At 68.4% G+C, this 25634-nt stretch carries 29 protein-coding genes; 16 read left to right on the forward strand and 13 right to left on the reverse strand.

Annotation, left to right across the window (positions count from 1 at the left end; translation table 11 throughout):
* Positions 1–77: 77 nt before the first annotated feature.
* From AMK34_RS36935 to AMK34_RS36945, 3 genes are read left to right on the forward strand one after another with little or no spacing between them, the layout of a single operon-like run.
* Positions 78–827, forward strand: a complete 750-nt coding sequence (locus AMK34_RS36935; protein ID WP_038510153.1) for a GntR family transcriptional regulator — start codon at positions 78–80, stop codon at positions 825–827.
* Positions 824–1675: a phosphoribosylaminoimidazolesuccinocarboxamide synthase gene (locus AMK34_RS36940; protein WP_037344713.1), complete on the forward strand. Its 852-nt coding sequence runs from the start codon at positions 824–826 to the stop codon at positions 1673–1675. The genes AMK34_RS36935 and AMK34_RS36940 overlap by 4 nt, the downstream gene beginning before the upstream one ends.
* On the forward strand, positions 1668–1895 hold the full coding sequence (locus tag AMK34_RS36945) for a hypothetical protein (RefSeq protein WP_016336063.1): 228 nt from the start codon (positions 1668–1670) through the stop codon (positions 1893–1895). The genes AMK34_RS36940 and AMK34_RS36945 overlap by 8 nt, the downstream gene beginning before the upstream one ends.
* Positions 1896–1967: 72 nt before the next feature.
* On the opposite strand, the gene AMK34_RS36950 is transcribed toward AMK34_RS36945, so the two are convergent.
* Positions 1968–2957, reverse strand: coding sequence for an aldo/keto reductase family protein (locus AMK34_RS36950; protein ID WP_016336062.1), 990 nt, complete (start codon positions 2955–2957; stop codon positions 1968–1970).
* A gap of 57 nt (positions 2958–3014) precedes the next feature.
* Positions 3015–3671: a DUF3043 domain-containing protein gene (locus AMK34_RS36955; protein ID WP_038510163.1), complete on the reverse strand. Its 657-nt coding sequence runs from the start codon at positions 3669–3671 to the stop codon at positions 3015–3017.
* A gap of 143 nt (positions 3672–3814) precedes the next feature.
* On the opposite strand from AMK34_RS36955, the gene AMK34_RS36960 reads away from it, so the two are divergent.
* Positions 3815–4192, forward strand: coding sequence for a HesB/IscA family protein (locus tag AMK34_RS36960; RefSeq protein ID WP_005164197.1), 378 nt, complete (start codon positions 3815–3817; stop codon positions 4190–4192).
* Positions 4193–4279: 87 nt separating this feature from the next.
* Here AMK34_RS36960 and AMK34_RS36965 read toward each other — a convergent pair whose 3' ends face one another.
* The gene (locus AMK34_RS36965) at positions 4280–4468 is read right to left on the reverse strand and encodes a hypothetical protein (RefSeq protein ID WP_016336059.1); all 189 of its coding nucleotides are present in this window, start codon (positions 4466–4468) and stop codon (positions 4280–4282) included.
* A gap of 141 nt (positions 4469–4609) precedes the next feature.
* Here AMK34_RS36965 and AMK34_RS36970 point away from each other — a divergent pair, with 141 nt between their 5' ends.
* Entirely contained in the window at positions 4610–5599 is a 990-nt protein-coding gene (locus AMK34_RS36970) for a carbohydrate kinase family protein (RefSeq protein WP_143202733.1), read from the forward strand.
* 107 nt (positions 5600–5706) lie between these two features.
* The gene (locus AMK34_RS36975; RefSeq protein WP_073848444.1) at positions 5707–6258 is read left to right on the forward strand and encodes an SMI1/KNR4 family protein; all 552 of its coding nucleotides are present in this window, start codon (positions 5707–5709) and stop codon (positions 6256–6258) included.
* Here the strand turns inward: AMK34_RS36975 and AMK34_RS36980 are convergent.
* Together AMK34_RS36980 and asnB are read right to left on the reverse strand one after the other, a co-directional pair.
* Entirely contained in the window at positions 6247–6903 is a 657-nt protein-coding gene (locus AMK34_RS36980) for an alpha/beta fold hydrolase (protein ID WP_073848445.1), read from the reverse strand. The two genes, AMK34_RS36975 and AMK34_RS36980, sit on opposite strands and share 12 nt — an antisense overlap.
* Before the next feature lie 56 nt (positions 6904–6959).
* A complete protein-coding gene (gene asnB, locus AMK34_RS36985; protein WP_073848446.1) occupies positions 6960–8894 on the reverse strand; it encodes an asparagine synthase (glutamine-hydrolyzing) in 1935 nt (644 codons plus the stop codon).
* A 192-nt stretch (positions 8895–9086) separates the two neighbouring features.
* On the opposite strand from asnB, the gene ctaC reads away from it, so the two are divergent.
* Both ctaC and AMK34_RS36995 read left to right on the forward strand, forming a co-directional pair.
* Complete coding sequence (gene ctaC, locus AMK34_RS36990; RefSeq protein ID WP_073848447.1) at positions 9087–10025, forward strand: aa3-type cytochrome oxidase subunit II; 939 nt, start codon at positions 9087–9089, stop codon at positions 10023–10025.
* Positions 10026–10065: 40 nt separating this feature from the next.
* Positions 10066–10485 (forward strand): cytochrome c oxidase subunit 4, encoded by a 420-nt coding sequence (locus AMK34_RS36995; protein WP_037344731.1) that lies wholly within the window; start codon positions 10066–10068, stop codon positions 10483–10485.
* 64 nt (positions 10486–10549) lie between these two features.
* Here AMK34_RS36995 and AMK34_RS37000 read toward each other — a convergent pair whose 3' ends face one another.
* On the reverse strand, positions 10550–11425 hold the full coding sequence (locus AMK34_RS37000) for a DMT family transporter (protein ID WP_038522794.1): 876 nt from the start codon (positions 11423–11425) through the stop codon (positions 10550–10552).
* An 82-nt stretch (positions 11426–11507) separates the two neighbouring features.
* Between AMK34_RS37000 and AMK34_RS37005 the strand changes: the two genes are divergently transcribed.
* Positions 11508–12470 (forward strand): GlxA family transcriptional regulator, encoded by a 963-nt coding sequence (locus AMK34_RS37005; protein ID WP_073848448.1) that lies wholly within the window; start codon positions 11508–11510, stop codon positions 12468–12470.
* Here the strand turns inward: AMK34_RS37005 and AMK34_RS37010 are convergent.
* On the reverse strand, positions 12467–12862 hold the full coding sequence (locus AMK34_RS37010) for a cupin domain-containing protein (RefSeq protein WP_073848449.1): 396 nt from the start codon (positions 12860–12862) through the stop codon (positions 12467–12469). The genes AMK34_RS37005 and AMK34_RS37010 overlap by 4 nt on opposite strands.
* 52 nt (positions 12863–12914) lie before the next feature.
* Here AMK34_RS37010 and AMK34_RS37015 point away from each other — a divergent pair, with 52 nt between their 5' ends.
* Positions 12915–13880, forward strand: coding sequence for a helix-turn-helix domain-containing protein (locus AMK34_RS37015; protein ID WP_073848450.1), 966 nt, complete (start codon positions 12915–12917; stop codon positions 13878–13880).
* Positions 13881–13979: 99 nt separating this feature from the next.
* Here AMK34_RS37015 and trpD read toward each other — a convergent pair whose 3' ends face one another.
* The 3 genes from trpD to AMK34_RS37030 all read right to left on the reverse strand — a co-directional run bounded on the left by trpD (position 13980) and on the right by AMK34_RS37030 (position 15927).
* Positions 13980–15005 (reverse strand): anthranilate phosphoribosyltransferase, encoded by a 1026-nt coding sequence (gene trpD / locus AMK34_RS37020; protein WP_073848451.1) that lies wholly within the window; start codon positions 15003–15005, stop codon positions 13980–13982.
* A gap of 3 nt (positions 15006–15008) precedes the next feature.
* The gene (locus tag AMK34_RS37025) at positions 15009–15449 is read right to left on the reverse strand and encodes a hypothetical protein (RefSeq protein WP_038510189.1); all 441 of its coding nucleotides are present in this window, start codon (positions 15447–15449) and stop codon (positions 15009–15011) included.
* Positions 15450–15510: 61 nt separating this feature from the next.
* Complete coding sequence (locus AMK34_RS37030; RefSeq protein WP_038510192.1) at positions 15511–15927, reverse strand: hypothetical protein; 417 nt, start codon at positions 15925–15927, stop codon at positions 15511–15513.
* Between the two features lie 95 nt (positions 15928–16022).
* On the opposite strand from AMK34_RS37030, the gene ctaE reads away from it, so the two are divergent.
* Genes ctaE through qcrB form a run of 4 tightly spaced genes read left to right on the forward strand, consistent with a single transcriptional unit; the run spans position 16023 to position 20314 of the window.
* Entirely contained in the window at positions 16023–16646 is a 624-nt protein-coding gene (gene ctaE, locus AMK34_RS37035; RefSeq protein ID WP_073848452.1) for an aa3-type cytochrome oxidase subunit III, read from the forward strand.
* Between the two features lie 55 nt (positions 16647–16701).
* Positions 16702–17520, forward strand: coding sequence for a cytochrome bc1 complex diheme cytochrome c subunit (qcrC, locus tag AMK34_RS37040; protein WP_038510197.1), 819 nt, complete (start codon positions 16702–16704; stop codon positions 17518–17520).
* A complete protein-coding gene (qcrA, locus tag AMK34_RS37045) occupies positions 17517–18650 on the forward strand; it encodes a cytochrome bc1 complex Rieske iron-sulfur subunit (RefSeq protein ID WP_037344746.1) in 1134 nt (377 codons plus the stop codon). The genes qcrC and qcrA overlap by 4 nt, the downstream gene beginning before the upstream one ends.
* Entirely contained in the window at positions 18647–20314 is a 1668-nt protein-coding gene (gene qcrB, locus AMK34_RS37050; RefSeq protein ID WP_038510200.1) for a cytochrome bc1 complex cytochrome b subunit, read from the forward strand. Before qcrA ends, qcrB begins: the two co-directional genes overlap by 4 nt.
* A 78-nt stretch (positions 20315–20392) precedes the next feature.
* On the opposite strand, the gene AMK34_RS37055 is transcribed toward qcrB, so the two are convergent.
* Positions 20393–20677 (reverse strand): Lrp/AsnC family transcriptional regulator, encoded by a 285-nt coding sequence (locus tag AMK34_RS37055; protein ID WP_016336037.1) that lies wholly within the window; start codon positions 20675–20677, stop codon positions 20393–20395.
* Between the two features lie 37 nt (positions 20678–20714).
* Positions 20715–22436, reverse strand: coding sequence for a DEDD exonuclease domain-containing protein (locus AMK34_RS37060; protein ID WP_073848453.1), 1722 nt, complete (start codon positions 22434–22436; stop codon positions 20715–20717).
* 96 nt (positions 22437–22532) lie between these two features.
* Between AMK34_RS37060 and AMK34_RS37065 the strand changes: the two genes are divergently transcribed.
* Entirely contained in the window at positions 22533–23921 is a 1389-nt protein-coding gene (locus AMK34_RS37065; protein WP_038510206.1) for an NYN domain-containing protein, read from the forward strand.
* A 44-nt stretch (positions 23922–23965) separates the two neighbouring features.
* Here AMK34_RS37065 and AMK34_RS37070 read toward each other — a convergent pair whose 3' ends face one another.
* Complete coding sequence (locus tag AMK34_RS37070) at positions 23966–24958, reverse strand: hypothetical protein (RefSeq protein WP_073848454.1); 993 nt, start codon at positions 24956–24958, stop codon at positions 23966–23968.
* Between the two features lie 154 nt (positions 24959–25112).
* On the opposite strand from AMK34_RS37070, the gene AMK34_RS37075 reads away from it, so the two are divergent.
* Complete coding sequence (locus AMK34_RS37075) at positions 25113–25355, forward strand: hypothetical protein (RefSeq protein WP_038522796.1); 243 nt, start codon at positions 25113–25115, stop codon at positions 25353–25355.
* Positions 25356–25634 lie beyond the last annotated feature (279 nt).

Here is a 25634-nt window from a genome sequence, read left to right on the forward strand (position 1 = left end):
TGAGCAGGATCCTTGGTGCTCGCCCATTGGTGTGCTAGAACGCTTGTGCGCACCGCGCGACCTTGTGAGGAGTCACCTTGCCCGCCGTCGATCGACCCGAACCGCCGTATCTCCAGATCGCGGGGAACATTCGCGACGACATCGTTTCGGGCAGGCTCAAGGAAGGCGACGCGGTTCCGTCCGCGCGCGAGATCGCCAGGAACTGGAACGTCGCGATGGCGACGGCGATGAAGGTGCTTTCGACACTTCGCGCCGAAGGTCTGGTCCGCGCGGTACGCGGGATCGGGACAGTGGTGCAGACCAGGGCGCTGCATCGATCCGCGCACGATCGGACGATCTCGATCGCGCGAACCGGCAAGGTCTATCCACCGGGCCACTACGCGAAAATCCGCGAAGCGGGCCTCCTGCCTGCGCCGGACAGGGTGGCGGGCGCGCTCGGAATCGATGAAGGTGCTCCGGTGATCCGGCGGCGAAGGACCACGTACGCGGCCGAAGGCAGGCCGGTGTCGACGTCGGTTTCGTGGTTCGACGGAGCTGTCGCGTCGAAGGCGCCTTTGCTGTTCGAGCCGGTGCGGATCGTCGAAGGCACGGTCAAATACGTGGCGGACCGGACGGGCCGGGTACTGACCGCGACTCATTCTCAGCACGCCGCGGGGCTGGCGGGTGCCGAGGAGGCGGCGGAACTCGGCGTGGCCGAAGGTTCGGCGATTCTGTTGAGTCGCAACAGGTTCTTGTCCGCCGAGGGTGACGTACTCGAGTACGGCGAATCGGCGGCCTTGCCGGGCCACTGGATTTTCTACGAATACAACATCGAGGACGGGGCATGAAGCACATTCACGCGGGTAAGGTCCGGGACCTTTACGAAATCGACGGCGACATTCTGCTCGTCGCGTCGGATCGCGTTTCGGTCTACGACGTCTCGCTGCCGACCCCGATCCCGGACAAGGGCGCGCTGCTGAACCAGCTTTCCGCCTGGTGGTTCGAAAAGATGGCCGACGTGGTGCCGAACCACGTCGTTTCCACGACCGACGTGCCCGCCGAATTCGCCGGCCGCGCCATGCGCTGCAAGCCGCTGAAGATGATCCAGGTCGAGTGCATCGCGCGCGGCTACCTCACCGGTCTCGGGATGCGCGAATACCAGCGTGACGGCAAGGTTTCCGGGGTCGAGCTGCCCGCCGGTCTGGTCGAGGCGGACAAGCTGCCCGAGCCGATCTTCACGCCCACGACGAAGATCTCCGACACCGGTCACGACGAGTTCATGACCTTCGCCGACGTCGTGAACGAGATCGGCCAGGAGACCGCGGACCGCATCCGCGATCTGACGCTCGAGGTCTATACCAAGGGCGCGGAGCACGCGGCGAAGAACGGCATCATCATCGCCGACACCAAGATCGAATTCGGGTTCGACGCCGACGGCGTGCTGACGCTCGGGGACGAGGTCCTCACGTCGGACTCGTCGCGGTTCTGGCCCGCCGACGAGTACGAGCCGGGCCGGACGCAGCACGCGTTCGACAAGCAGTTCGTCCGTGACTGGTCCACCACGACCGGCTGGGACAAGACGCCGCCCGGACCCGCCATCCCGGCCGAGATCGTCGAGGCGACCCGCAAGCGCTACACCGAGGTCTACGAAAGGATCACCGGGAACACCTGGATTCCCGGTGGTGGTCATGCCTGAACAGCAGGTCTACGACCCGTACCGGTTGATCGACGACGTCGAGGGCCTGCTGATCCAGCGGGGCCACGCGCCGGTGCGGCTCGACGGCCGGACCGGTGACCGGGTCGCCGGCGCGAGCAGGTTGTTGCGGGGCTTGGGAATCGATCCCTTGCGCGCGCCTGGTGACGCGCTCGACCTCGACGGTCAGATCGCGTACCAGTCCCGCGTGCACGGCGACTGACGTGTGTCGCAGTTAGTCGGCTAAATGCGGGAAAAGCGTCCGCATTTAGCCGACTAACTGCGTTCTTGGGGATCAGGGGGAGCGGGTCAGCGTCGGGTCGGTCTCGGTGACGCCGTCGAGGGCCTCGTCGATCGCGGCGAGCAGATCCGCGTCCAGCTTCACGCCGGCCGCCTTCACGTTCTCGTGCACCTGCTCCGGCCGCGAGGCGCCGATGATCGCCGAAGCGACGTTCGGGTTCTGCAGCACCCACGCCACGGCCAGCTGGGCCATCGTCAGGCCCGCCTTCTCCGCGATGGGCTCGAGCCGTTGCACGCGCTCGAGGACGTCGTCGTTGAGGAAGCGGGCGACCATGTTGGCGCCGCCCTTCTCGTCGGTCGCGCGGGAGCCCTCGGGCAGCGGCTGACCGGGCTTGTACTTGCCGGTGAGCACGCCCTGCGCGATCGGCGACCAGACGATCTGGCTGAGCCCCTCACGCTCGGAGGCCGGGACGACCTGCGCCTCGATGACCCGCCACAGCGCGTTGTACTGCGGCTGGTTCGAGATGAGGGGCACGTTGAGCTCGCGCGCGATCGCCGCGCCCTGGGTGATCTGCTCGGCGGTCCATTCGGAGACGCCGACGTAGAGCACCTTGCCCTGGCGGACGAGGTCGGCGAAGGCGAGGAACGTCTCTTCGAGCGGGACGGTCCGGTCGAACCGGTGCGCCTGGTAGAGGTCGACGTAGTCGGTGCCGAGGCGCTTCAGCGAGGCGTGCGCCGATTCCATGATGTGCTTGCGGCCGAGGCCCTGGTCGTTCGGGCCCTTGGGGCCGGTGGGCCAGTAGACCTTGGTGAAGATCTCCAGGCTCTCGCGGCGCAGGCCCTTCAGGCCGCGGCCGAGTACCGATTCGGCGGCCGTGTTCGCGTAAACATCGGCGGTGTCGAAGGTGGTGATGCCGACGTCGAGCGCCGCCTTGATGCAGGCCTGGGCCTGGTCCTCTTCCACCTGGGACCCGTGGGTGAGCCAGTTGCCGTACGAGATCTCACTGACATTGAGGCCGCTGCGGCCCAGTCGTCGAAACTCCATGGGCGCGACTCTACTCCAGGCCGTTAGCGTCGCTAACGACCTGGGTTTCGCCTGTTCTCAGACCTTGTCGCCGGGGCTCACCCGCGGCTTGGGGACCCGCAGCTTGCGGATCTGGCTCGCCCGGATGAAGGAGTACCAGCCGACGGAGGTGCCCTTGACCGTCTCGTTCGGGAACTTCAGGCGGACCATCTTCGCGATCCGGCGCCCGCTGAGGAAGCCTTCGACGATCATGCCGAGCAGCATCACGGTGCACAGCAGCGTCGCGTACCGCTGGACCTCGGGGTACGGCAGGATCAGCGCGACGAACACCAGGATCGCCAGCGGCATGAACAGGCCGAGCAGGTTGCGCCGCGAGTCGACCAGGTCACGGATGTACGCCTTGACGGGGCCGCGGTCGCGGGGGAGCAGGTACTTGTCCTCGCCCGCCATCATCCGCTCGCGGCGTTCCTTGGCGGCGTTGCGCTGCTTCGCCTTGTACTCCGGGTCGGCTTTCGCGGACTTGCGGAGTTCCTTGTTGCGCTTCATCGCCTCCCGCATGGTGGTCGGCGGGGGAGCCACCGGGCCGCGGCGCTTGGCTTCGGCCTCACGCCGTTTGGGCGTGGCCTTGCCTTTGCCGGGCGTATACGCCTTGGCCTGGACCTCGACGGCCTCGGTGTCGGGCGTCTCGGTGTCCGTCGTGGCGGAGTCTGTGGTGCTACGGCGCAGGAACCTCACCTCACCAGGGTAGTTGCAGGCGTCACGGTGCCACGCACCAGGCCGAGCGATATGTCACCATGGAGGGGAACAGATCGGGACTCCGACGTGTTGGACCATGTGCAAGACGAGTACCCGCAGCGAGTTCGACCAGAGGGAGAACCATGACGACCGCTGAGCAGGCAGCCGCAGCTCAGGCCGAAACCGCCGAGGAGACCCACGGCGTCACGTTGACCGACGCCGCCGCCGTCAAGGCGAAGGCCCTGCTCGAGCAGGAGGGCCGCGACGACATGCACCTGCGCATCGCCGTCCAGCCCGGTGGGTGCGCCGGCCTGCGCTACCAGCTGTTCTTCGACGAGCGCACGCTCGACGGTGACCTCTTCCGTGACTTCGACGGCCTCCGCGTGGCCGTCGACCGGATGAGCGCGCCGTACGTGTCGAGCGCCGTGATCGACTTCGTCGACTCGATCGAGAAGCAGGGCTTCACGATCGACAACCCCAACGCGACGGGCAGCTGCGCCTGCGGCGACAGCTTCCACTGACCCGCGTCGAGGCATGAAGAAGGGCCGCGAACCTCACCCAGGTCGCGGCCCTTCTTCATGTTTGCGGCTTTTCGAAGCCGCCGCGGATCAGACGTAGGCGTCCAGATCGGCGACCTGGGCGAGGCAACGCTCGTCCACGGTCCAGGGCGGAGCGCTCTCCCGGGGCAGGGGCATGTTCTCGGCCTGGAGGGACGACGGGATACCGGCACAGTCGGCGATGAGTTCGCCGATCGATTCCGGTTCGAGGTGATACGCGGAAGTGGTCACGAACGACAAGCTAATGACTCATCGTGGAGTCGGACACCACTACCAACCGGTAGTGTTGATGGCCGTGCCTGAAGCAACCCGTATGGGGCATGACCTGCGGGTAACTTAGCCGTCCTCGCTCCCGCGGGGCCGACCGAACAAGGAGAACCGGTGGCAGCCAGCGCCAGGATCGCAGTATCCGGCAGTATCGCAACCGACCATCTCATGCACTTCCCGGGCAGGTTCGCCGAGCAGCTCATCGCCGAGCAGCTGCACCGGGTGTCCCTGAGCTTCCTGGCGGACGATCTCGTCGTGCGGCGGGGCGGGATCGGCGCGAACATCGCCTTCGGTCTCGGGGTGCTGGGCAAGAGCCCGATCCTGGTCGGCGCGGTGGGCTCCGACTTCGCCGACTACCGCTCGTGGCTCGAGCGGCACGGCGTCGACACGGCCGGGGTGCTGGTGTCCGAGGTCGCGCACACCGCCCGGTTCGTCTGCACCACCGACGAGGACCTCTGCCAGATCGCGACCTTCTACGCCGGCGCGATGGCCGAATCCCGCAACATCGAACTGGCGCCGGTCGCCGCGCACGCCGGTGAACTGTCGCTCGTGCTGATCAGCCCGGACGACCCCGAAGGCATGGTCCGGCACGCCGAGGAATGCCGCCAGCGCGGCTACACCTTCGCCGTCGACCCCTCGCAGCAGCTGGCCCGGATGGACGGCGCGCAGGTGCGCGGGTTCATCGAGGGCGCGAAGTACCTGTTCAGCAACGACTACGAATGGGAACTGCTGCTGCAGAAGACCGGCTGGACCGAGGCCGAGGTCCTCGACCGCGTCGGCATGCGGATCACGACGCTCGGGGAGAAGGGCGTCGAGATCATCGGCAAGGACGGCCTCGCGCTGCAGATCGGCGCCGTCCCGGAACGCGGCAAGGTCGACCCGACCGGCGTCGGCGACGGCTTCCGCGCCGGGTTCATCGCGGGTATCGACGGCGGGCTCAGCCTGGAGCGTTCGGCGCAGCTGGGCTCGCTGATCGCCGTGCTGGTGCTGGAGACCGTGGGCACACAGGAGTGGTCCTTCGACCGCGCCGACGTCCTGGGTCGGCTCAAGGAGGCCTTCGGGCCGGAGTCCGCCGAGGAGATCGCGGCGATCCTGCCGGAGTGAGCTGAAGGGGACTTTCCCCTCATGTGATGCAGCGAAGGGGCCCTTCACCGCGTGAGACGCGGGGAAGGGCCCCTTCAGCCCACCTGCGCCGGTACGACGACAAGTTCGTGATCTTCGGCGCCCACACACACCTGTATCGCAGCCAACCGCAGGACGAAGCCGAGGTCGCGGCAGCCGAGGCCGATCTCGGCGTCGAGTTCCCTGCCGACTATCGCGACTTTCTGTGCCGAGTCGGCTCCGGTGCCGGGCCCGATCACGGCCTGCTGGGCATGGCCGAGCTGCGAGAGTGGGCCGAGGATCTGAATCCGGCCGAAGAATTCCCGTTCACCGCGGCAGACGCTCGCCGGGTTCACCAGGAATGGCGTGACCGGGTGCGCGATCCCGATGGTGGCTGGTTCAAGGGCATCGAGGTGAGGTCCGACCTGCCTGGTTGTGTCGCGATCAGCGAACAGGGCTGCAGCGGTTTCACGATGCTGGTCACCACCGGCGAGCTGGCGGGATCGCTGTGGGATATGGACGAGTGGGGCTGGATGCCCGCCCACGCCGACCGCTCGGGCCCTTCTGTCCCGGGCGAGGTGATCGACCTGGGGCCCACGCCGACCTTCGAGGCCTGGTACGACGCCTGGCTCACCGAGTCCCTGAAGCGGCTATCGCCGTGATCCGGTCAGGATCCCGCAGATCTCGGCAGGACGGGACATCTGCGGGCAGTGCCCCGCGTCGATCTCGATCGCGGTGACCCCGAGCCGTTCCCGGGCCGCCCGCCGCAGCCAATCCGGCCGGAGAGTGCGGTCGCGAGTGGGGACGATCACCGTCGACGGGATCTCCGGCGCCGCCCCGGCGGGATGCGCCGCGAGCACCGCCGGGTCGAACAGCCTCAGGCTGTCGAGCGCCAGCCGTTCGGTCTCGGGATCGCAGTCGTGGAAGAGGAATTCCGACGCCTTTTCGGGATCCGCCGTCGGGTCCACGCCGATCCAGTCCGGTTCGAGGACGGACCGCGCCTCGTCCCGCAGGCTCCGCCCACCGGCGAAATCGGGGATGTAGGCGGCGACCCACACCAGCGCCCGCGCGTCGAGGGCTTCGGCGATCGCGGGCAGCAGGACTCCCGCGCCGGAATGCGCCACGACCACCGGCCGCTCGCCGTCGTACTGGTCTCGCGCGTGCTGCGCGTAGCCCTCGACCGGCAGTTCTCGCGGGGTCAGCAGATCCACCGCGATCGTGCGGTGCCCGGCGGTGGTGAGCAGCTTCGCCACCCTGTCCCAGCCCGCCGGGCTCTGCGTCGTGCCGTGCACGAGGACGAAGTCCATCGCTCCATGCTGGCCTCCACCGGGTGAACGGTGAAGGCCGGCGTCACGAGTCGTGACTAGAGTTTCACCGGGTAGACGGGTTCCGGCACCTCGGGCTTGATGCGGTTCTCGACGAAGATGCCGTGCCACAGCATGAACACCAGCAGCGCCCACAGCTGACGGCTGCGGTCGAGCTGCCCGGCCTTGTGCTCTTCGAGCAGCGCCAGGACGGCCTTCTTGTCGAGCAGCGCGTCGGTCTGCGAGTCCGAGATGATGCCCTTGGCCCAGTCGTACATCTCGTTGCGCAGCCACAGCCGGATCGGCACCGGGAAGCCCAGCTTGCGCCGGTTCAGGACGTGGCCGGGGATGACCTTCGCCAGCGCCTGGCGCAGCGCGTACTTCGTGGTGCCGTGCGCGAGCTTCTGGTCGAGCGGGATGGTCGAGGCGACCTTGAACACCTCGGCGTCGAGGAACGGCACGCGCAGTTCCAGCGAGTTCGCCATGGTCACCTTGTCGGCCTTGACCAGGATGTCGCCGCGCAGCCAGGTGTAGAGGTCGACGTGCTGCATGCGCGCGACCGGGTCCCAGTTCTCCGAGATCTTGTACCAAGGCGCGGTGACGTCCTTGAAGCCGATCCCGTCCTCGTACGTGCGCAGCACCTTGCGGAGCTGGTCGTCGCGGAAGTTGCGCGCGTTGCCGTAGTAGCGGTCCTCCAGCGGCAGCGCCCCGCGCCGCAGCAGGTCCTTGCCGCGGGTGCCCTCCGGGATCTTCGTGGAGACCTTGCCGATGATCTTCCGCATCCCGCCGGGGATCTTCTCGAACGGCGCCAGTGAGATCGGCTCGTTGTAGATCGTGTAGCCGCAGAAGAGCTCGTCGGCGCCTTCGCCGGACAGCACCGCCTTGACGTGCTTGCGGGCTTCGCGCGCGATGAACCAGAGCGGCACGAGCGCCGGGTCCGCCACCGGGTCGTCGAGGTACCAGACGATGAGGGGCAGCGCCTCCATCATCTCGTCCGCCGACACCGTGCGGACCACGTGCTTCACGCCGATCGCGGCGGCCGATTCGGCGGCGACGTCGACCTCGGAGTAGCCCTCGCGCTCGAACCCGGTGGTGAACGCGATCAGGTTCGGGTTGTGCTCCTTGGCCAGCGTCGCGGTCGCCGTGGAGTCGATGCCGCCGGAGAGGAACGCGCCGACCGTGACGTCCGGGTCGGAGATCATGTGCTTGCCGACCGAGTCGCGCATCACATCGGCGATGCGCTCGTACAGCTCGTCGGCCTCGGCCTGGCTGTTCACCGGCTTCGCGTTGAACGTGGGGTGGAAGTAGCGCGTGAACTCGACGTCACCGCCGGGGACCACCCGGAACGACGTGCCGGACTCGACGCGGCGGATACCGGTGTGCATCGACTCGGGTTCCGGCACGTACTGCAGCACCAGGTAGTGCTGCAGGGCCGTCTTGTCCAGCTCGCCCTGGACGCCGAGCACGCTCGAAAGCTCCAGCAGGCTCTTCTTCTCGCTGGAGAAGGCGACCTTGCCGGGGCCTGCCGAGTAGAACAGCGGCTTGATGCCGAACGGGTCCCGCGCGCCGAAGACGACCTTCTCCTGCGAGTCCCAGATCAGGAAGGCGAACATGCCGCGCAGCTTCTTGACCGCTTCGTCGCCGAGGTAGTGGTACGCCGCGACGATGGCCTCGCCGTCACCTTCTGTGGCGAATTTCGCACCGTGCCCGGCGGCCAGCTCGTCACGCAGCTCTTTGTAGTTGTAGATCTCGCCGTTGAAGTTCAGCGTGTAGCGCTCCGGAGCCTCCGGCGGACCCCACACCAGTGGCTGGTGGGCGTGGTCGACGTCGATGAAGGCCAGCCGGTTGAAGCCGTAGACCACCTCGGCGTCGGCCCAGGTGTCGTGCTCGTCGGGGCCGCGGTGCCGCTGGCAGCGCATGGCCGCGTCGACGGCGTCACGGGCGCTCGCAGCGTCGGCTTCGGTCGAACAGATCAGTCCAAGCAGGCCGCACACGTCTAGTTCACACACCTCTTGTTGGCCGAGCGGGGAGAAGGGCCCAGTATGCCGGTGGGTGTGTACACCCGGATGTGGTGGGGGATACGCGTGTTGGGGTCACCCCTTGGTCAGCGCGGCGTCGCAACTCGGCTAGGCTCCGGCTGTCACAAAGATCGGTCGAGGAGGCTCTGGGTGAAAGGGCAAGGCGCAGTGGGAAATCCAGAGCGCATCCCGGTTAAGCGGGCTGGTCGCGTCGCAGCGCTCGCCGCGCTGGTGATGCTGACCGCGACGGGCTGTTCCGGGGACGAGATCCTCCGCTTCGGCTGGCCGGTCGGGGTGACCCCGCAGGCGCACGACATGCGCACCTTGTGGACGTGGACCGTCATCGCCGCGCTGGCCGTCGGTGTCATCGTGTGGGCGCTGATCTTCTGGACCGCGATCTTCCACCGCAAGAAGAAGACCGCCGACGGCGCGGAAGAGGAACTGCCCCGTCAGTTCCAGTACAACATCCCGCTGGAGATCTTCACGGTCGTCGTCCCGACGATCATGGTCTGCGTGCTGTTCTTCTTCACCGCGACCACCGAGAACCGCGTGCTCGCCGAGACGGACAACCCGGACGTCACGGTCGACATCGTCGCGTTCCAGTGGAACTGGGAGTTCAAGTACAAGAGCGACTCCAAGAACCACGAGGACCCCGAGATCACCACGGTCGGCAGCTCGACCGAGATCCCGCTGCTGGTCCTGCCGACGAACAAGACGATCCAGTACAACCTGCGGTCGGCCGACGTCATCCACTCGTTCTGGGTGCCGGAGTTCCACTTCAAGCGGGACGTCATGCCGGACCCGGAGAAGAACAACCAGGACTTCACCTTCCAGAACTCGATCGACAAGGAAGGTTCGTTCGTCGGCCGCTGCGCCGAACTGTGCGGCACCTACCACTCGGGGATGAACTTCGAGGTCAGGGCGCTCTCGCCGGACAAGTACGCGCAGTACATCCAGCTCCGCGGCACCGTGAACCCGAAGAGCGGCAAGCCGAACACGGCTTCCGAAGCGCTGACGGCGATGAACTGCGGCGACCTGTGCTCGCCCTACGCCGTCACCACCACCCCGTTCAACACCGACCGCACCGCGCGGGTCGCGTCCAACTGACCCGGCTGTTCGAGCCCGAAACAGGAGTGAGGCAACGTCCATGAAGGTCGAAGGACGGATTTTCTTCCTCGTCGCGGTCTTCTCCGTCATCGTCGCGGGTATCTACGCGTACATGACCGGAACGATGACCCGGGACGGCGTCGAGCCGGTCGGTGTGGTGGCCCTGATCCTCACCGGTGGCCTGGCCTTCCTGGCCGGGAGCTACCTGCAGTTCGTGGCGCGGCGCATCGAGCCGCGGCCGGAGGACCGGGAAGACGCCGAGATCAGCGACGGTGCCGGTGAGCTGGGCTTCTTCAGCCCGGGCAGCTACTGGCCGATCGGTCTCGCGGCGGCCGCCGCGCTGACCGGTGTCGCGCTCGCGTTCTTCCACGTCTGGCTGCTGATCATCGCGCTGGGCCTGGTCATCATCGCCATCGGCGGGCTGGTGTTCGAGTACCACACCGGTCCGAACCACGAGTGACGTTCTGACGCCGGAAGCGGCGCCTCGGTCTTCGGACCGGGCGCCGCTTTTCGCATTCAGAGGACTAAACGCGGGCGGGTTGGCGTGCCTCCGCGCGTTTCGGGGCCAGCGCGGCCGCCAGGACGGCCAGCATCCCCACCCCTTCCGGCCAGGTCGGCCGGTGCCCGTAGGCGAGGACGTCGACGACCACCGCGACCACCGGATAGACGTAGGACAGCAGCGCCACCGTCGTGGTCGGCAGCTTCCCGATGCTCGCGTACATGAGCACGTACATCAGCGCGGTGTGCACGGTCCCGAGCAGGACCAGCCACAGCAGCCCTGAGGTGTCCGTGGGCAGCGGCGTGACCAGCAGGGCGGGTGCGAGCACGATCGTGCCCGTCACGAGCTGTACGGCCGCGAGGACGTGCGGACGGACGTGCGTGAGCTGCTTCGCGACGAACGAGGCGCCGGCGTAGAGCGCGGCCGCGCCGAGGGCGAGCGCGATCCCCGCCAGCCGTACGGGCTTGCCGTCGGCGCCGTGCGCGGACAGTGAGATGAGGGTCACTCCGCCGAACGCGATCAGCGCCCGGACCAGCTGGCTCTTCGCCATCTTCTCGCCGAGGAACGCCGCGGCGAGACCGACCAGCATCAGCGGCTGCGTGTGGTAGACGACGGTGCTGACCCCGATCGACGACAGCGAGTACGAGGCGAACAACAGCACCCAGTTCCCGACCAGGAACAGGCCGCCGAGGACGGCGAGCAGCAGGTCGCGTCGGCTGAGCGTCCACGGGCGCAGCCAGCCGCGAGCCGCGCTCCACACCAGGAGCAGCAGACCGCCGACGAGGCTCCTCGCGAACGCCACGGCGGGGGCGTCGGCGCCGCTTTCGAGGACGACGGCGCCGATCGTGCCGGACAGCGCCATCGCGGCCGTCCACTGCAACACGGGGTTGTTCTTGTTCATGGCGACCACTTTCGCCCTCGTGCCCGCGTTCAACCAGTGTCAGAGATGACATCGACCGCAAAACTTGTGACACACTGCCCGGATGGATGTGAAGAAGGTCGCGGTGGTGCTCGCCGACCAGGTCTCGCCGTTCGAACTCGGCGTCGCCTGCGAGGTCTTCGGCACCGATCGCAGCGCCGACGGCATCGAGGGCTGGGACTTCGCGGTCTGCTCGCCCGGCGGCGCGAACGTCCTGAGCTGGTCCGGCTTCGGGCTCGACGGCCTGCGGGGCCTGGACTTCGCGGCGTCCGCCGATCTGCTGATCGTCCCGACCTGCGCACCGCGCAGCGCGAGCCCGCCGGAGCCGGTGCTCGAGGTCCTGCGCGACGCGGCGAGCCGGGGCGCCTGGGTCGCGGGCTTCTGCGCGGGCGTCTTCTCGCTCGGCTACGCGGGGCTGCTCGACGGGCGCAACTGCACCGTCCACTGGGTCTACGAGCAGGAGTTCCGGTCGCGTTTCCCGACGGCGAAGGTAGATCCGAAGGCGTTGTACGTCGACGACGGCGGCGTTCTCACCAGCGCGGGAACCGTGGCCGCCGTCGACCTGTGCCTGCATCTCGTGCGGGAGCTGCGCGGTGTCACCGCGGCCACGACGCTGGCCAGGCGGATGGTCGCGGCGCCGCACCGGGTCGGCGGGCAGGCGCAGTTCGTGCAGGCGCCGGTGCCCGAGACCGCCGCGCCGGACGACACCGTGCTCGCCGAAGCGCTCGAATGGATCGAGCGGCGATTGGACCAGCCGTTCACCGTCGCGGAGCTCGCCCGTCGCAGCGGGCTGGGGGAGCGCACGTTCCTGCGCCGGTTCTCGGCGGCCACCGGTACGACGCCGCACCGATGGCTCACCGAGCGCCGCCTGGACCGTGCGCAGTCCTTGCTCGAAGAGGGACGTCTGTCCATTGAGGACATCGCGGTCGCCTGCGGATACGCCTCGGCCGCCGCGCTGCGGCATCAGTTCGGCAAGCTGCGGGGGACCAGCCCGAGCGCGTACCGCAGGACGTTTTCCGCAGGCTAGAAGGAGATTTCCTGTCCAACTGTCACTTGGACGTGGTCGGGGACCTCGTCGTGCTCGTCGCCGACGGAGAGCGTGCCGGTCGGCTCGAACAGCAGCAGCGACGCACCGTCCACTGAGGACGGTTTGTGGAACGTCCCGCGCGGGACGACGAAAATCGAACCGCGCGGCAGCGTGACGACGCGTTCGCCGCCCTCCTCGCGCAACGCGATGTCCAAGGTGCCGTCGAGCACGAGGAAGAACTCGTCGGTGTTCTCGTGGACGTGCCAGACGTGCTCGCCCGCGACCTTGGCGAGACGGACGTCGTAGTCGTTGACGTGGGCGACGATCCGGGGGCTCCAGATCTCGTCGAACCCGGCCAGCGCGGTTTCCAGATCGATCGGCTGCTTGCTCATACCCCGATCCTCGTCACTGGACCGCCGGAGGAGTGAGTGCTAGGAATCGCATATGTCGCATGATTCCTCGCACAAAGTCGCCATCCTGGTCGACGAGGGCTCCAACCCCTTCGAAATGGGCGTCGCGACCGAGCTCTTCGGCCTGCGGCGGCCGGAGCTGGGGAGGCCCTGGTACGACTTCACGGTGTGCGCGGCCGAGCCGTCCGTGCGGATGCATCTGGGCATGTTCACCCTCAGTGGGGTCGCCGGGCTCGAAGCCGCGGAGACCGCCGACACGGTGATCGTGCCCAACCGGCCGGATCCGGAGAGCCCGGCGAGGGAGTCGGTGCTGAGGGCCGTTCGCGCCGCGTCCGAGCGGGGTGCCCGGCTGGTGAGCTTCTGTACGGGCGCCTTCACCCTCGCGCAGGCGGGGGTCCTGGACGGGCGCCGCGCAACGACGCACTGGAAGTGGGCGGGGCTCTTCCGGGAGCTGTATCCCGAAGTGCTGCTGGAGCCGGACGTGCTCTTCGTCGACGACGGCGACGTCCTGACCGCGGCGGGCAGCGCGGCCGCGCTCGATCTGGGGTTGCACCTGATCAGTCGTGATCACGGCGCCGAGATCGCGAACGCGGTGAGCAGGCGGCTGGTGTTCGCCGGGCACCGTGATGGTGGGCAGCGGCAGTTCGTCGAACGTCCGCTGCCGCCGGTGCCGGACACGTCGCTGGCGCCGGTGCTCGCGTGGGCGCGCGAACGGCTGGACCGTCCGCTCACCGTCGCCGACCTCGCCGCGCGGGCGGCGGCCAGCCAGGCGACGCTGCACCGGCGGTTCCGGGCCGAACTGGGCACGACGCCGCTGGCGTGGCTCACGACGGAACGGATCGCGCTGGCGTGCCGGCTGATCGAGCGCGGGGAGCAGCGGCTGGACCGGGTGGCGCGGGCTTCGGGTTTCGGGACCGCTGCGAACCTGCGTACGCAGCTTCGGCGCGCTACGGGACTGACGCCTACGGCTTACCGGGCGCGCTTCAGCACCGCTTCGTGAGACCGGTCGCCAACGCCATGAAAGGTCCTTTCCTTGCAAATTTTGCAAGGAAAGGACCTTTCATGGCATTGGCGGGACCGAGGGCAGAGCGGGAGCAGGTCAGGCGAAGGCGATCCACCGGTTCAGCAGGTCCGCCGCGGCGCCCGAATCGATGGCCGACGCCGCTCGTTCGAGCCCGGCCGCCAGATCGTCTTCCAGTGACCCCGAGAACCCGGCGAAAGCCGCCAGCGCGGCCGCCGAGTTGAGCAGCACCGCGTCCCGCACCGGCCCGGTCTTCCCGGCCATCACCTGACGGAACACGTCGGCGTTGTGGGCGGCGTCCCCGCCGCGCAGGTCGTCCGCGGTCGCCCTGGCGATGCCCAGCGAAGCGGGGTCGAAGCTCCGCTCGGTGATCTCGCCGCCGGAGATCACCCACACCGAACTCGTGGTCGTGGTGGTGAGCTCGTCCAGGCCGTCGTCACCGCGCACGAGCAGCACGGTCATGCCGCGCCGCGCGAACACCTCGGCCAGCACGCGGGTCTTGTCCTGATAAGCGCAACCGATGAGCGAACTGCGCGGCTGCGCCGGGTTGGTCAGGGGACCCAGCAGGTTGAACGTCGTCGGCACGCCGAGCTCGCCGCGGGTCGGGCCCGCGTGGCGCAGGGCCGGGTGGAACTTCGGCGCGAAGCAGAAGCCGATGCCCAGCTCGTTCACGCTGCGCTGGACCGTCTCCGGCGGCAGGTCGATCGTGACGCCCAGCTCCTCCAGCACGTCCGCCGCGCCGGATTTCGACGACGCGCTCCGGTTGCCGTGCTTGGCCACCGGGGCACCCGCCGCGGCCGTCACCACCGTGGCCATGGTGGAGATGTTGACCGAATTCGACCGGTCGCCGCCGGTGCCGACGATGTCCACCGACGGCCGGTCGATGGTGACCCGTTTGGCGTGCGCCAGCATGGCGTCGGCCATGCCGGAGATCTCCGCCGGTGTCTCACCCTTCGCGCGCAGCGCGACGGCGAATCCGGCGATCTGGGAGGGCGTCGCCGCCCCGCTCATGATCTGGTCCATCGCCCACGCGGTGTCCTCCTCGGACAGATCCGCGCGCGCGATGAGCTGGTTGAGCAGGGACGGCCAGGTCTTGGCGGTCACGGCTCAGCCGTGCACGGCCGGCACCCGCCGGGCGCGCAGCACGTCGGCGACGGTCTCGGCGGCGGTCAGCGGGTCGAGCGGGTGGACCAGCACCGCGTCGGCCTGCGACCAGGTCGCGAGCCAGCGGTCGTCCTTGCGCCGCACCGTAACGATGATCGGCGGGCAGTCTGTGTCATCACCAGCCCGGCCCGCCCCCACCCCGATCTCGTTCTTCAGCTGACGGGTCAGCCCGATGCCACCGGTCGGCTGGGCCTCGCCGTCGAGGATGGCCAGGTCCACGTTGCCCGCGTCCATCTCGACGAGGACCTCGGAGATGCCGGACGCCTCGGTGTAGTCCACCCGGCCGAGGTCGGCGGCGGGCCTGCGGCCGACGGCGTTGATGATCGCCTCGCGCACCTCCGCCTTGTGGCTGAACACCAGGATCCGCATCGCCTGCTCGCCCATGAGCGCGCCTCCGCCTCGTCTAGTCATGTCGACCCCGCGATGTTATCCGCCATGACCGACATCACGTGGACGCACCCGACGGCTGGAGCGCGTCCCAGCCCAGGGAGTCGCCGCCGAGCCGTTGCGCGAGCCCCGCCATCCGTGACCGTTCCTGTGCGCAATGCAGCGCGTCGAGGGTCTGGACGCGCAGTGCGTGCGCGAGGGCGAATTCCCCGTCGGGTGCCTGTTCTCGCAGCTCCCAGCCGTCCTGGGCGAGGATCGAGGCCGCCTCCGCCACCTTTTCGGGCGGCAGCTTCAAGTGATGGCGCAGGATCGCGGGCGCTTCGGCGACCCAAGCGGGTGATCTCGCCAACGCCGAAGAGTCCGCCTCGGCCGGATCGAACGCCTCCACGACGATCTCCACGCCGGGCGTGTCGATCGTCAGGCTCGGCGCGGAAGGCTTCCTGACCAGGTCACGAAGCCGATCTAGTAAACCCATGAGTAGCCCGGTTCCCACTTTCGTTCAGATGTGACCCGACACGCACGCGACCCGCCGTGGACCCACCCGGCGGGCGCCATGCGTGAGAGGACATAATGCGACGCGTGACAACGGCAGCTCCCACCATCAGCCAGCGGGTCCACTCGCTGAACCGGCCGAACATGGTCAGTGTCGGCACCATCGTGTGGCTGTCCAGCGAACTGATGTTCTTCGCCGGACTGTTCGCCATGTTCTTCACCGTGAAGGCGCAGAACGCGACCGGTCAGTGGCCGCCGCCGCTGCACGGTGAGCCCTTCGAGTTGAACATCGCCTTGGCGATCCCGTTCACGGTGATCCTCGTGGCGTCCTCGTTCACCTGCCAGTTCGGCGTGTTCGCCGCCGAAAAGGGCGACGTCTTCGGCCTTCGACGCTGGTACATCATCACGTTGATCATGGGCGCGATCTTCGTCGGCGGCCAGGGTTACGAGTACCTCCACCTGATCGAAGAGGGGATGACGATCCCGTCCGGCCCGTTCGGCACGGTCTTCTTCCTCGCGACCGGGTTCCACGGCCTGCACGTCATCGGCGGGCTCATCGCGTTCGTGTACCTGCTCATCCGCACCAAGCTGAGCAAGTTCACCCCGGCCCAGGCCACCTCGGCGATCGTGGTGTCGTACTACTGGCACTTCGTCGACATCGTGTGGGTGGGCCTGTTCGCGGTGATCTACATCCTTCCGTGAACGAAGCCGCCACCACGACCTATCGGCCTGAACTGACAGCAAGGGTTGCCGCAAGATGACCTCCAGCAAGAACAACACGGAGCGCCGCTTCCGCAAGCGGTCGAAGGCACGCAGGCGCTTCGCCGGCGCGCTGGCGCTCGGGATCGCGCTGCTCAGCGTGGGCGGGTTGTACGCCGTTTTCGCCCCGGAGCCGCAGACCGCGCAGGCGCAGGGCGAATCCGCCCTCCTGCGCGAGGGCGAGAAGCTCTACAACAACACGTGTATCGAATGTCACGGGCCGAAGCTCGAAGGTGTCACCGACCGTGGCCCGAGCCTCATCGGCATCGGCGACGCGGCCGTGTACTTCCAGACCTCCACCGGCCGCATGCCCGCGGTGCGTCAGGAAGCCCAGGCGCAGCGGAAGCCGCCGAAGCTGTCCGAGGCCGAGATCAACGCCCTCGGCGCCTACATCCAGGCCAACGGCGGCGGCGCGCAGCGTCCCGCCGAGAAGGGTGACGCGCTGCGCGGCGAGGACGTCGCGCGCGGCAGCGAACTCTTCCGCCTCAACTGCGCCTCCTGCCACGGCTTCACCGGCCGCGGCGGTGCGCTCTCCTCGGGCAAGTTCGCCCCGAACCTGGACCCGGCCACGGAAGAGCAGATCTACACCGCGATGCTCACCGGGCCGCAGAACATGCCCAAGTTCTCCGACCGGCAGCTGTCGCCGGAGGAGAAGAAGGACATCATCGCGTTCGTGAAGTCCGTGAGCGACGGGAACAACGCTCCCGGCGGTAGCTCGCTCGGCGGACTCGGCCCGGCTTCGGAGGGCGCGATCGCGTGGATCGTCGGGATCGCCGCGCTGATCGGCGTGACGTTGTGGATTGGATCGAAGGCATGAGCGCCGAAGGGCCGAAGCCGCCGACAGAGGCGGAATTGGCGGACATGGATCGCGACCAGCTCGTCAAGCTGGGTACCGCGCTCGACGGGGTCGAGATCGTGGAGTACCCGACGCCGTGGCCGGTCGAGGGGACACGGGCGGAGAAGCGCGCCGAGCGCGCGGTCGCCCTCTGGTTCGTGCTGGCCGCGCTGTCCGGCCTCGCGTTCGTGGTCCTCATCGCGTGGCCGCACTGGTTCGAGTACAAGGAGCCGGGTACGACCGGCTACACCAAGTACACGCTGTACACGCCGCTGCTCGGGGTCACCCTCGGCCTGGCCGTGCTCAGCCTCGGTATCGGTGTGATCCTCTACACCAAGAAGTTCATCCCGGCCGAGGTCTCGGTCCAGGAGCGCGGGGACGGCGGTTCCAAGGAGGTCGACAAGGCCACCATCGTCGCCCAGCTCGCCGACTCGGGCAGCCGCAGCACCATCGCGCGCCGCTCGATGATCAAGCGGTCCGCGGGCGCCGGTGCCGGTGTGCTCGGCCTCGCCGTCGCGGCGCTGCCGGTCGCGTCCTTCATCAAGGACCCGTGGAAGGACACCGAGAACCGCGACTCGCTGTGGCACTCGGGCTGGAAGAAGAACTTCCCGGACGAGGTCGTCTACCTGCGCCGCAACACCGGCCGTCCGCACGAGATCTCCCTGGTCAAGGCCGAGGACCTCGACGCGGGCGCGATGGAGACGGTGTTCCCGTACCGCAAGTCCGAGGAGCACGACGAGCACGCGCTGTCGGCCGCCTTCAAGCGCGTCGACAACCCGGTCATGCTGATCCGTCTCCGCCCGACCGACGCCGCCAAGGTCGTCAAGCGTCAGGGCCAGGAGGACTACAACTTCGGCGACTACTACGCGTACACGAAGATCTGCAGCCACGTGGGCTGCCCGACCTCCCTGTACGAGCAGCGGACCAACCGCATCCTCTGCCCCTGCCACCAGTCGCAGTTCGACGCGCTCCACTACGCCAAGCCGATTTTCGGGCCGGCGACGCGGCCTTTGGCCCAGCTTCCGATTACAGTGGACAAAGAGGGCTACCTGATCGCGCGCGGAGACTTCAACGAGGCCGTCGGACCGGCCTTTTGGGAGCGTAAGTCATGAGTTCACTCACCACCCCGACCAAGGGGACGAACCCGGTCGAGAAGGCCGCGGGCGCTGGTGCGAAGTGGGCCGACGACCGGTATCACCTGGCCAAGGGCATGCGGCACCAGCTCAACAAGGTGTTCCCGACGCACTGGTCGTTCCTGCTCGGCGAGATCGCGCTCTACAGCTTCATCATCCTGTTGCTGTCGGGTGTCTATCTCACGCTGTTCTTCGACCCCTCCATGGAGGAGGTCGTCTACAACGGCAGCTACACCGGTCTGCAGGGCGTCGAGATGTCGCGGGCCTTCGCGACCACGCTCGACATCTCGTTCGACGTCCGGGGCGGTCTCTTCGTCCGCCAGCTGCACCACTGGGCCGCGCTGATCTTCGTGGCTTCGATGATGGTGCACATGTTCCGGATCTTCTTCACCGGCGCGTTCCGCCGCCCGCGTGAGGCGAACTGGGTCATCGGCGCGCTGCTGCTGGTCCTGGGCATGTTCGAAGGCTTCTTCGGTTACTCGCTCCCGGACGACCTGCTCTCCGGTACCGGTATCCGCGCGACCCTGTCGGGCATCGTGCTCTCGGTGCCGGTCATGGGCACCTGGATCCACTGGGCGCTGTTCGGCGGGGAGTTCCCCGGCAACGAGATCATCCCGCGCCTGTACACGATCCACATCCTGCTGCTGCCGGGCATCATGCTCGGCCTGGTGGCCGCGCACCTCGCGCTGGTCTGGTACCAGAAGCACACGCAGTTCCCCGGCGTGCGCCGCAAGGAGACCAACGTCGTCGGCGTCCGCATCATGCCGGTCTTCGCGCTCAAGGGCGGTGCGTTCTTCGCGCTGGTCACCGGCATCATCGCGCTGATGTCGGGCCTCTTCCAGATCAACCCGATCTGGAACATCGGCCCGTACAACGCGGCGCAGGTCTCGGCGGGTTCGCAGCCTGACTGGTACATGGCCTGGGCCGACGGCATGCTGCGGATCTGGCCCGCGTGGGAGCTCTACCTCGGGAACTACACGGTCCCGGCGGTGTTCTTCCCCGGCGCGGTCGGGATGCCGCTGCTGATCGGGTTGCTGGTGATGTATCCCTGGATCGAGCGAAAGCTGTCCAAGGACACCGCGCACCACAACCTGCTGCAGCGTCCGCGCGACGTCCCGGTCCGGACCTCGCTGGGCATCATGGCCCTGACCTTCTTCGCGGTCATCATGCTGTCGGGCTTCAACGACATCATCGCGTTCGCCTTCGACATCTCGCTGAACGCGACGACGTGGGCGGGCCGGATCGGTGTCCTGCTGCTGCCGCCGATCGCGTACTACATCACCTACCGGATCTGCCTCGGCCTCCAGCGGGCCGACCGCGAGGTGCTGGAGCACGGTGTCGAAACCGGCATCATCAAGCGCCTGCCGCACGGTGAGTTCATCGAGATCCACCAGCCGCTCGGCCCGGTGGACGACCACGGCCACGCGATCCCGCTCGAGTACCAGGGCGCGTCGGTGCCGAAGAAGATGAACAAGCTCGGCTCGGCCGGACACGCCGTCGCCGGTTCGACCTGGTCCCCGGACCCGGTCGAGGAGACGATCGCGCTGGAGCGCGCCCGGTCCAACGGGCACGGCAACGGCAAGGTCGACGACATCGGTGGCGAGCCTTCCGAGGAGCGCAAGGAGATCACCTCCGGGCACTGAGCCCGGGAGACACGCGTGAAGGCCCCCTTCCCTCGACTCAGCCGAGGGAAGGGGGCCTTCACGCGTTTCGGGGGAAGCTCAGGCGCCTTCGACGCCGATGTCGAACGCGGACTCCTTGTCGGCCTTCGAGTACGAGCGGAACGCGATATGCGTGACGGTGCTCAGCACGCCGGGCACCTTGCCGATCTTCGCCGGGATCAGATCCGCGAGGTCTTCGTGGGCCGTGACCCGGACCGAAGCGACCAGATCGACGTCACCCGCGCAGGAGTAGACCTCGCGGACACCCTCGATGTCCGCGATCGCCTGCGCCGCTTCGGGGATGGCATCGGCTTCGACCTGGATCAACACGATCGCCGTGATCAAAGGGTCCTCCTACATCGGTGAATCCGGTGCTGAAATCCTAGCCCGCCACGCGTTCCAGTGCCGTCGCGCTCGCCGCGAGATCGAGCCACTCCTGCCAGCCGCCCGCGACGGCGGCGGGCTCCGCCCAAGGTCGCGTCGTGCGCACGAGCCGGACGCCCGGGCGGGTCAGCCAGCGCAGAAGGATGCCGATCTCCTCCGGGATCGCGCCGAAGAGCGGACCGGGACCGGGGAGCACCGTCTCCGCCGAGGCCACGAGCATCTCGACGACCGGCATCGGCGGTACCCCGCGCCGCGCGACCCCCGCCGACGCGAGTCTGCCGTGCCGGATCACCGCCAGCTCCCAGCCGCCGTTCCCGTCCGGGCCGGCGGCGATCAGCTCCGGGATACCCGCCAGCGCCGACTGCCGGTGCGCCCGGCCGACCGCGCGGATCAGCCCGGCCAGCTGATCGCGATGCTGGGCGGCCTGTTCGTAGTGTTCCGCCGCGGAGAGCCGGGCCAGCTGGTCGGCGGCGGCCCGCAGCGGCCGACCGTCCGTGCCGGCGATGAGACCGGACACCGCGAGCACTCCCGGCCGGTACGCCTCCGCTGTCTGCAGCCCGGCGCACGGCGCTCCGCAGCGGCCGAGTTCCGCGAGGACACAGGGCGTCCCGCTCGGCGCGGTCGCCGAGATGCGCTGGGTGCACGTCCGCAGCCCGGAGGCGCCGGCGAGGGTGTCCGCGGCGGACCGGGCGTCGGTCTGGGTGCGAAAGGGCCCCAGCATCCCGTCTCGCGGCATGCGGACCACCGAGAGGCGTGGGAACGCCTCCTCGGTCAGCGCGACCCACCAGGCGTGCCGTGGGTTCTTGGAACGGCGGTTGTACATGGGGCGGTGGGCGGCGATCAGCCGAAGCTCCCGGACGGCGGCTTCGAGCGCGTGCGCGCATTCGACCGCGTCGACCCGCTCGGCCAGCGCGACCATCTCCCGGATCCGCCCCCGGCTCTCCGAACCGGTGAAGTACTGCCGGACCCGGCGGCGCAGATCGGACGACGTGCCGACGTAGAGGACCTCGTCGCTCGGGCCACGGAACAGGTAGACGCCGGGCCTCGACGGCAGATGCTCGGCCAGCGACCGTTTACGGCGCTGGGCAGCGGTCACTTCGGGCAGGTAGTCCAGCAGCTCTTCGAGGGTGTGGACGCCGAGATTGCCCACCCGTTCGAGCAGCGCGTGCAGGACGTCGACGGTGGCGCGCGCGTCGGCGAGCGCGCGGTGGTTGGGCGTCGTGCGCGCCCCGAACAACGCCGCCAGCGCGGAAAGCCGGTAGCTGGGCGTCTCGTCGCGGGAGATGACCCGGCGGGCGAGCCGGACCGTGCAGACGACGGCCGTCTTGGGCCAGTGGTAGCCGTGCCCCTCGCAGGCCGCGCGCATGAATCCGGTGTCGAAGGCGGCGTTGTGCGCCACGAGCACGGCACCGGAGATGAATTCGAGGAACGCGGGGAGCACGCGCTCGATCCGGGGAGCGTCGTAGACCATCGCCCCGGTGATGCCGGTGAGCTCGACGATCTGGGGCGGGATCGGCATCCCCGGATTGACGAAGGTGGCGAACTCGCCGACCACCTCGCCCGCGCGGATCTTGACCGCGCCGATCTCGGTGATCCCGTCCGGTCCGGGTTTCGTCCCGGTGGTCTCCAGGTCGAATACGACGAAAGTGATGTCCCGCAAAGGAGTTCCCAGCTCGTCGAAGGCGAGTTGCGCCGCGCCGGGCCGCCGTCCGGTGTCCATGGTCGGGCACAGTAGGGGCGGGCACCGACAATCCCAGGATGCGCGCACGCCGTCCCATCGAGCGCGCCCCGAGGGCATGGGGCCTACGCTGGAGCGATGCAACCGCAGCCCGCAGTGCCCGAATCGCCCGAGGACGCCACCGGCGGCCCCTCGGGTGTCGTGGCGTCGGCGGGCGCGACGGAGACGTCCGAAGAGGTGCCTGCCGAAGGCTGGACGGCGCTGCCGGAGACCGTGCGGGAGCGGATCGCCGAGCTGGCGGCCGCCGCCGTCGGCAAACTGCCGGTCGCCGACGTGCCGAGGCAGCTGCGCCCGGTCGCGAAGTTCGCCCCGGCGAAACGCGCGAAACTCGGCGGGACGGCGTTGCTCACCGCGTTGGGGGAGTCTTCGCAGTTCCGGGTCGCGGTCACCGAATGGCTGCGTGACCACCGCAAGGACGCCCTCGATCCGAACGCCCCCGATTCCGTCGCCGCGGCGGCCGCCGCCGTGCTGCTCGGCGAGGCGGGCGCGGCCGGACGGGTCCGGCTGGTGGCGAAGAACGCCGAGGAGACGGCGTTGCGCGCCGAACGCGACGCCGCGCTGGCGCGCAACCAGCGGCTTGAGACGGAACTGGCGCAGCTGCGTGAAGAACTGCGCGAAGCCAAGGAGATCGCCGGTAGTGCGCGAGGCGAACGCGACGCCGAGGTCGAGAAGCTGTTGAAGCGCCTGCGGGAACAAGGTGTCCAGCTGCGCCAGGCGAAGGACGCCGTCGCCGAGGCGCACGCTCGGCTGGAGAGCGGAGGCGCCGAGAGCGCCGAAGAGATCAAGGCGCTGAAGGCCCAGCTGGACCGTGAGAGGCAGCGTGTCGCTACAGAGCGGGCGCGGGCGGAGAAGGCCGTCACGGACGCCGAGATCGCCCGTCAGTCGGCCCGCGAGGCGCGTCAGGCCGACGAGGTGAGGCTCGGGCTGCTGCTGGACACGATCGAGGGCGCCGTCGGCGGGCTGCGCCGTGAACTTTCGGTGAGCGCGCGGGGTCAGCGTCCGGCGGACATGGTGCGCGGCGCGACGTCGGGTCTCGGGGCGGGCGGCAAGATCCAGGACGTCACCGCGCTCGACCGGCACCTCGCGCTGCCCAACGTGCACCTGATCGTCGACGGCTACAACGTCACGAAGACCGGTTATCCGGAGCTGGCGCTGTCCGACCAGCGCGACCGGCTGATCCACCAGCTTTCCGCGCTCGCCGCGCGGACTTCGGCCGAAGTCACCGTCGTGTTCGACGGTGCCGGCGTGCTTTCCGTGCCCGCCGCGGTGCCGCGCGGGGTGCGGGTGCTGTTCTCCGAACGCGGCGTGCTCGCGGACGACGTCATCCGGTCCCTCGTCGCGGCCGAGCCGCCGGGGCGGCCGATGGTGGTCGCGAGCACGGACCGGGCGGTGGCGGATTCGGTGCGGGGCAAGGGCGCGCATCCGGTGCCGTCGGCGGTGCTGGTGTCGCGGCTCAGCCGGGTGTGAAGCGTGTCGTGAGTGGTAAGGACGGTTAGAACCGTCCTTACCACTCACGAGCACCTCGGGCAGGTGACCCGCTCGGCCGTCGGTCGCCACCCCTCCCGCAACAGGACCGTCCGTACCTCGGCCGCGACTTGGCACGGCGAATTCCGGACGTCCCGCCAGCCGTAGACCAGACGGGCCCGGCCGGCGAGTTCGGCCGCGTTGTCCCGCCGGCGGTCCCGGAACGCGACGGCGGCCATCGCGTGGGTTGCCCGCCCATCCAGACGGACGGTCAGCGCCGCGCCTCGTGAGTCGTAGGTGACGTCTTCCCACAACGTCTTCCCGTCGACCTCGACCGCTGTCTGCCGGTCGCCCGGCGGCAGGCCGTGCCTTTCCTCCACCTGCTCTTTGAACTCCACTTCGAGCGCTGACATGAGGCCTCCGGCAACCAATTCGAGACCTCGCTGGATCTCGGCGCGGAAGCGGAAAGGCGGACGCGACGAGACGCAGTCCCGCATCGCGGAGACCGGGACTTTGCTCCGGCTGACGAGGTCGACGACGACGTTCACCGCGTCCCGTGCGCCGGCCTGGGAGACCGCCAGATCGACGATCGTGTCCGTGGGTTTGGTACGCGGCGGCCATGTCTCGGCCGCGGAGTGCGGGAGCGCTCGCGACCTGTGCACCTTCACCAGTGAAGGCTGGGAAATCGCGGAACTGGAATAGGGCACGGTGATCTCGATCGGACCTTCCTCGACCGGCAGGAGACGCCACTCCTCGGCCGCGGTGCGATGGCTCAGCACCGCGTGCCCGCCTCCGTAGCGGAGCGCGGCATGAATCCTGGCCTGCCTTGGGAGAAGACCGGTGAAAGTCGCGTAAACCCGCGGTAGTACACGCTGCCAGCGTCCTGCCTCGAGGTTCGCGACGATGGCGGCCTTGCTGTGTCCATAGGCCAGAAGCTGCGCTCTGGTCACGATGCCGTGCTGTTCCTGAATCAGGACCGGCCAGCTCGGTCGTTGTTCGGCCGGGATGGCTTCTTCCGACCAGCGTCTGTGTAGGGGCACACGTCCACGGTGGCCGGGCGACAGGGCGACAAGGAAACGCCGCCGAAAGTTGTGGATGGAAGGACCGGTTGTGGACAACTCGGGTCTCGGAGGCCCGAAACTGTCGGTGGTCGCTCTTAATGTGCACCTCACCACTGAAAGTGAGGAGTCCGAGATGGACGACAAGGCCATCGCCGATATAGCCGACATAGAGACTCTCGTCATCGATTGCGACCGGTGCGCGGTCCGCGGTGACGCATGTCATGACTGTGTCGTCAGCGTCCTTCTCGGCGCGCCGCTCGCGCTCGAATGGGACGCCGACGAGCGGAAAGCGGTCGACGCGCTCGCCGACGCCGGGATGGTTCCGCGCCTCCGGATGGTCGAGATCGTGGAGCAGGAGCGCCGGAAATCGGCCTGAGGACACGCCTCGACCGGGGTATTCGACGAGTGGTCGATCCGATCGGGTGAACGGTAGGTAGTCGTGATCGGCCCCAGGTTGTAACGCCCGTCACACCTTTCCGCTCATGCTGGTCCGAAGGTGTTTCGGCGCATCACGGAGAGTTTTTGCGCTTCCCATGGTGGACGCGGTGCCCGTGGTTTCGTAACCTGTCCGAGATCTCGTGGCCGGAAGTCGTCGCCAGACGGCGACACGGGATCGCCACTGAGGCAGCTTTGTCGGGGAGCTGCACCGGAACCA

The sequence above is a fragment of the Amycolatopsis sp. CB00013 genome (assembly GCF_001905755.1).
Classification (GTDB): domain Bacteria; phylum Actinomycetota; class Actinomycetes; order Mycobacteriales; family Pseudonocardiaceae; genus Amycolatopsis; species Amycolatopsis japonica.

Excerpts from the sequence above, each read along its gene's own strand:
- AMK34_RS37010 (WP_073848449.1), bottom strand. The coding sequence starts at position 12,862 with ATGAGCAAGCAGCCGATCGATCTGGAAACCGCGCTGGCCGGGTTCGAC.
- AMK34_RS37030 (WP_038510192.1), bottom strand. The coding sequence starts at position 15,927 with ATGGGTTTACTAGATCGGCTTCGTGACCTGGTCAGGAAGCCTTCCGCG.
- AMK34_RS37060 (WP_073848453.1), bottom strand. The coding sequence starts at position 22,436 with ATGGACACCGGACGGCGGCCCGGCGCGGCGCAACTCGCCTTCGACGAG.
- AMK34_RS36950 (WP_016336062.1), bottom strand. The coding sequence starts at position 2,957 with ATGGAGTTTCGACGACTGGGCCGCAGCGGCCTCAATGTCAGTGAGATC.
- AMK34_RS36940 (WP_037344713.1), top strand. The coding sequence starts at position 824 with ATGAAGCACATTCACGCGGGTAAGGTCCGGGACCTTTACGAAATCGAC.
- ctaE (WP_073848452.1), top strand. The coding sequence starts at position 16,023 with ATGCGACGCGTGACAACGGCAGCTCCCACCATCAGCCAGCGGGTCCAC.
- AMK34_RS37065 (WP_038510206.1), top strand. The coding sequence starts at position 22,533 with ATGCAACCGCAGCCCGCAGTGCCCGAATCGCCCGAGGACGCCACCGGC.
- AMK34_RS36995 (WP_037344731.1), top strand. The coding sequence starts at position 10,066 with ATGAAGGTCGAAGGACGGATTTTCTTCCTCGTCGCGGTCTTCTCCGTC.
- AMK34_RS37075 (WP_038522796.1), top strand. The coding sequence starts at position 25,113 with ATGGACGACAAGGCCATCGCCGATATAGCCGACATAGAGACTCTCGTC.
- AMK34_RS36980 (WP_073848445.1), bottom strand. The coding sequence starts at position 6,903 with ATGGACTTCGTCCTCGTGCACGGCACGACGCAGAGCCCGGCGGGCTGG.
- AMK34_RS37015 (WP_073848450.1), top strand. The coding sequence starts at position 12,915 with ATGTCGCATGATTCCTCGCACAAAGTCGCCATCCTGGTCGACGAGGGC.
- qcrB (WP_038510200.1), top strand. The coding sequence starts at position 18,647 with ATGAGTTCACTCACCACCCCGACCAAGGGGACGAACCCGGTCGAGAAG.
- qcrC (WP_038510197.1), top strand. The coding sequence starts at position 16,702 with ATGACCTCCAGCAAGAACAACACGGAGCGCCGCTTCCGCAAGCGGTCG.
- qcrA (WP_037344746.1), top strand. The coding sequence starts at position 17,517 with ATGAGCGCCGAAGGGCCGAAGCCGCCGACAGAGGCGGAATTGGCGGAC.
- AMK34_RS37025 (WP_038510189.1), bottom strand. The coding sequence starts at position 15,449 with ATGGGCGAGCAGGCGATGCGGATCCTGGTGTTCAGCCACAAGGCGGAG.
- AMK34_RS37005 (WP_073848448.1), top strand. The coding sequence starts at position 11,508 with ATGGATGTGAAGAAGGTCGCGGTGGTGCTCGCCGACCAGGTCTCGCCG.
- AMK34_RS36960 (WP_005164197.1), top strand. The coding sequence starts at position 3,815 with ATGACGACCGCTGAGCAGGCAGCCGCAGCTCAGGCCGAAACCGCCGAG.
- AMK34_RS37000 (WP_038522794.1), bottom strand. The coding sequence starts at position 11,425 with ATGAACAAGAACAACCCCGTGTTGCAGTGGACGGCCGCGATGGCGCTG.
- AMK34_RS36945 (WP_016336063.1), top strand. The coding sequence starts at position 1,668 with ATGCCTGAACAGCAGGTCTACGACCCGTACCGGTTGATCGACGACGTC.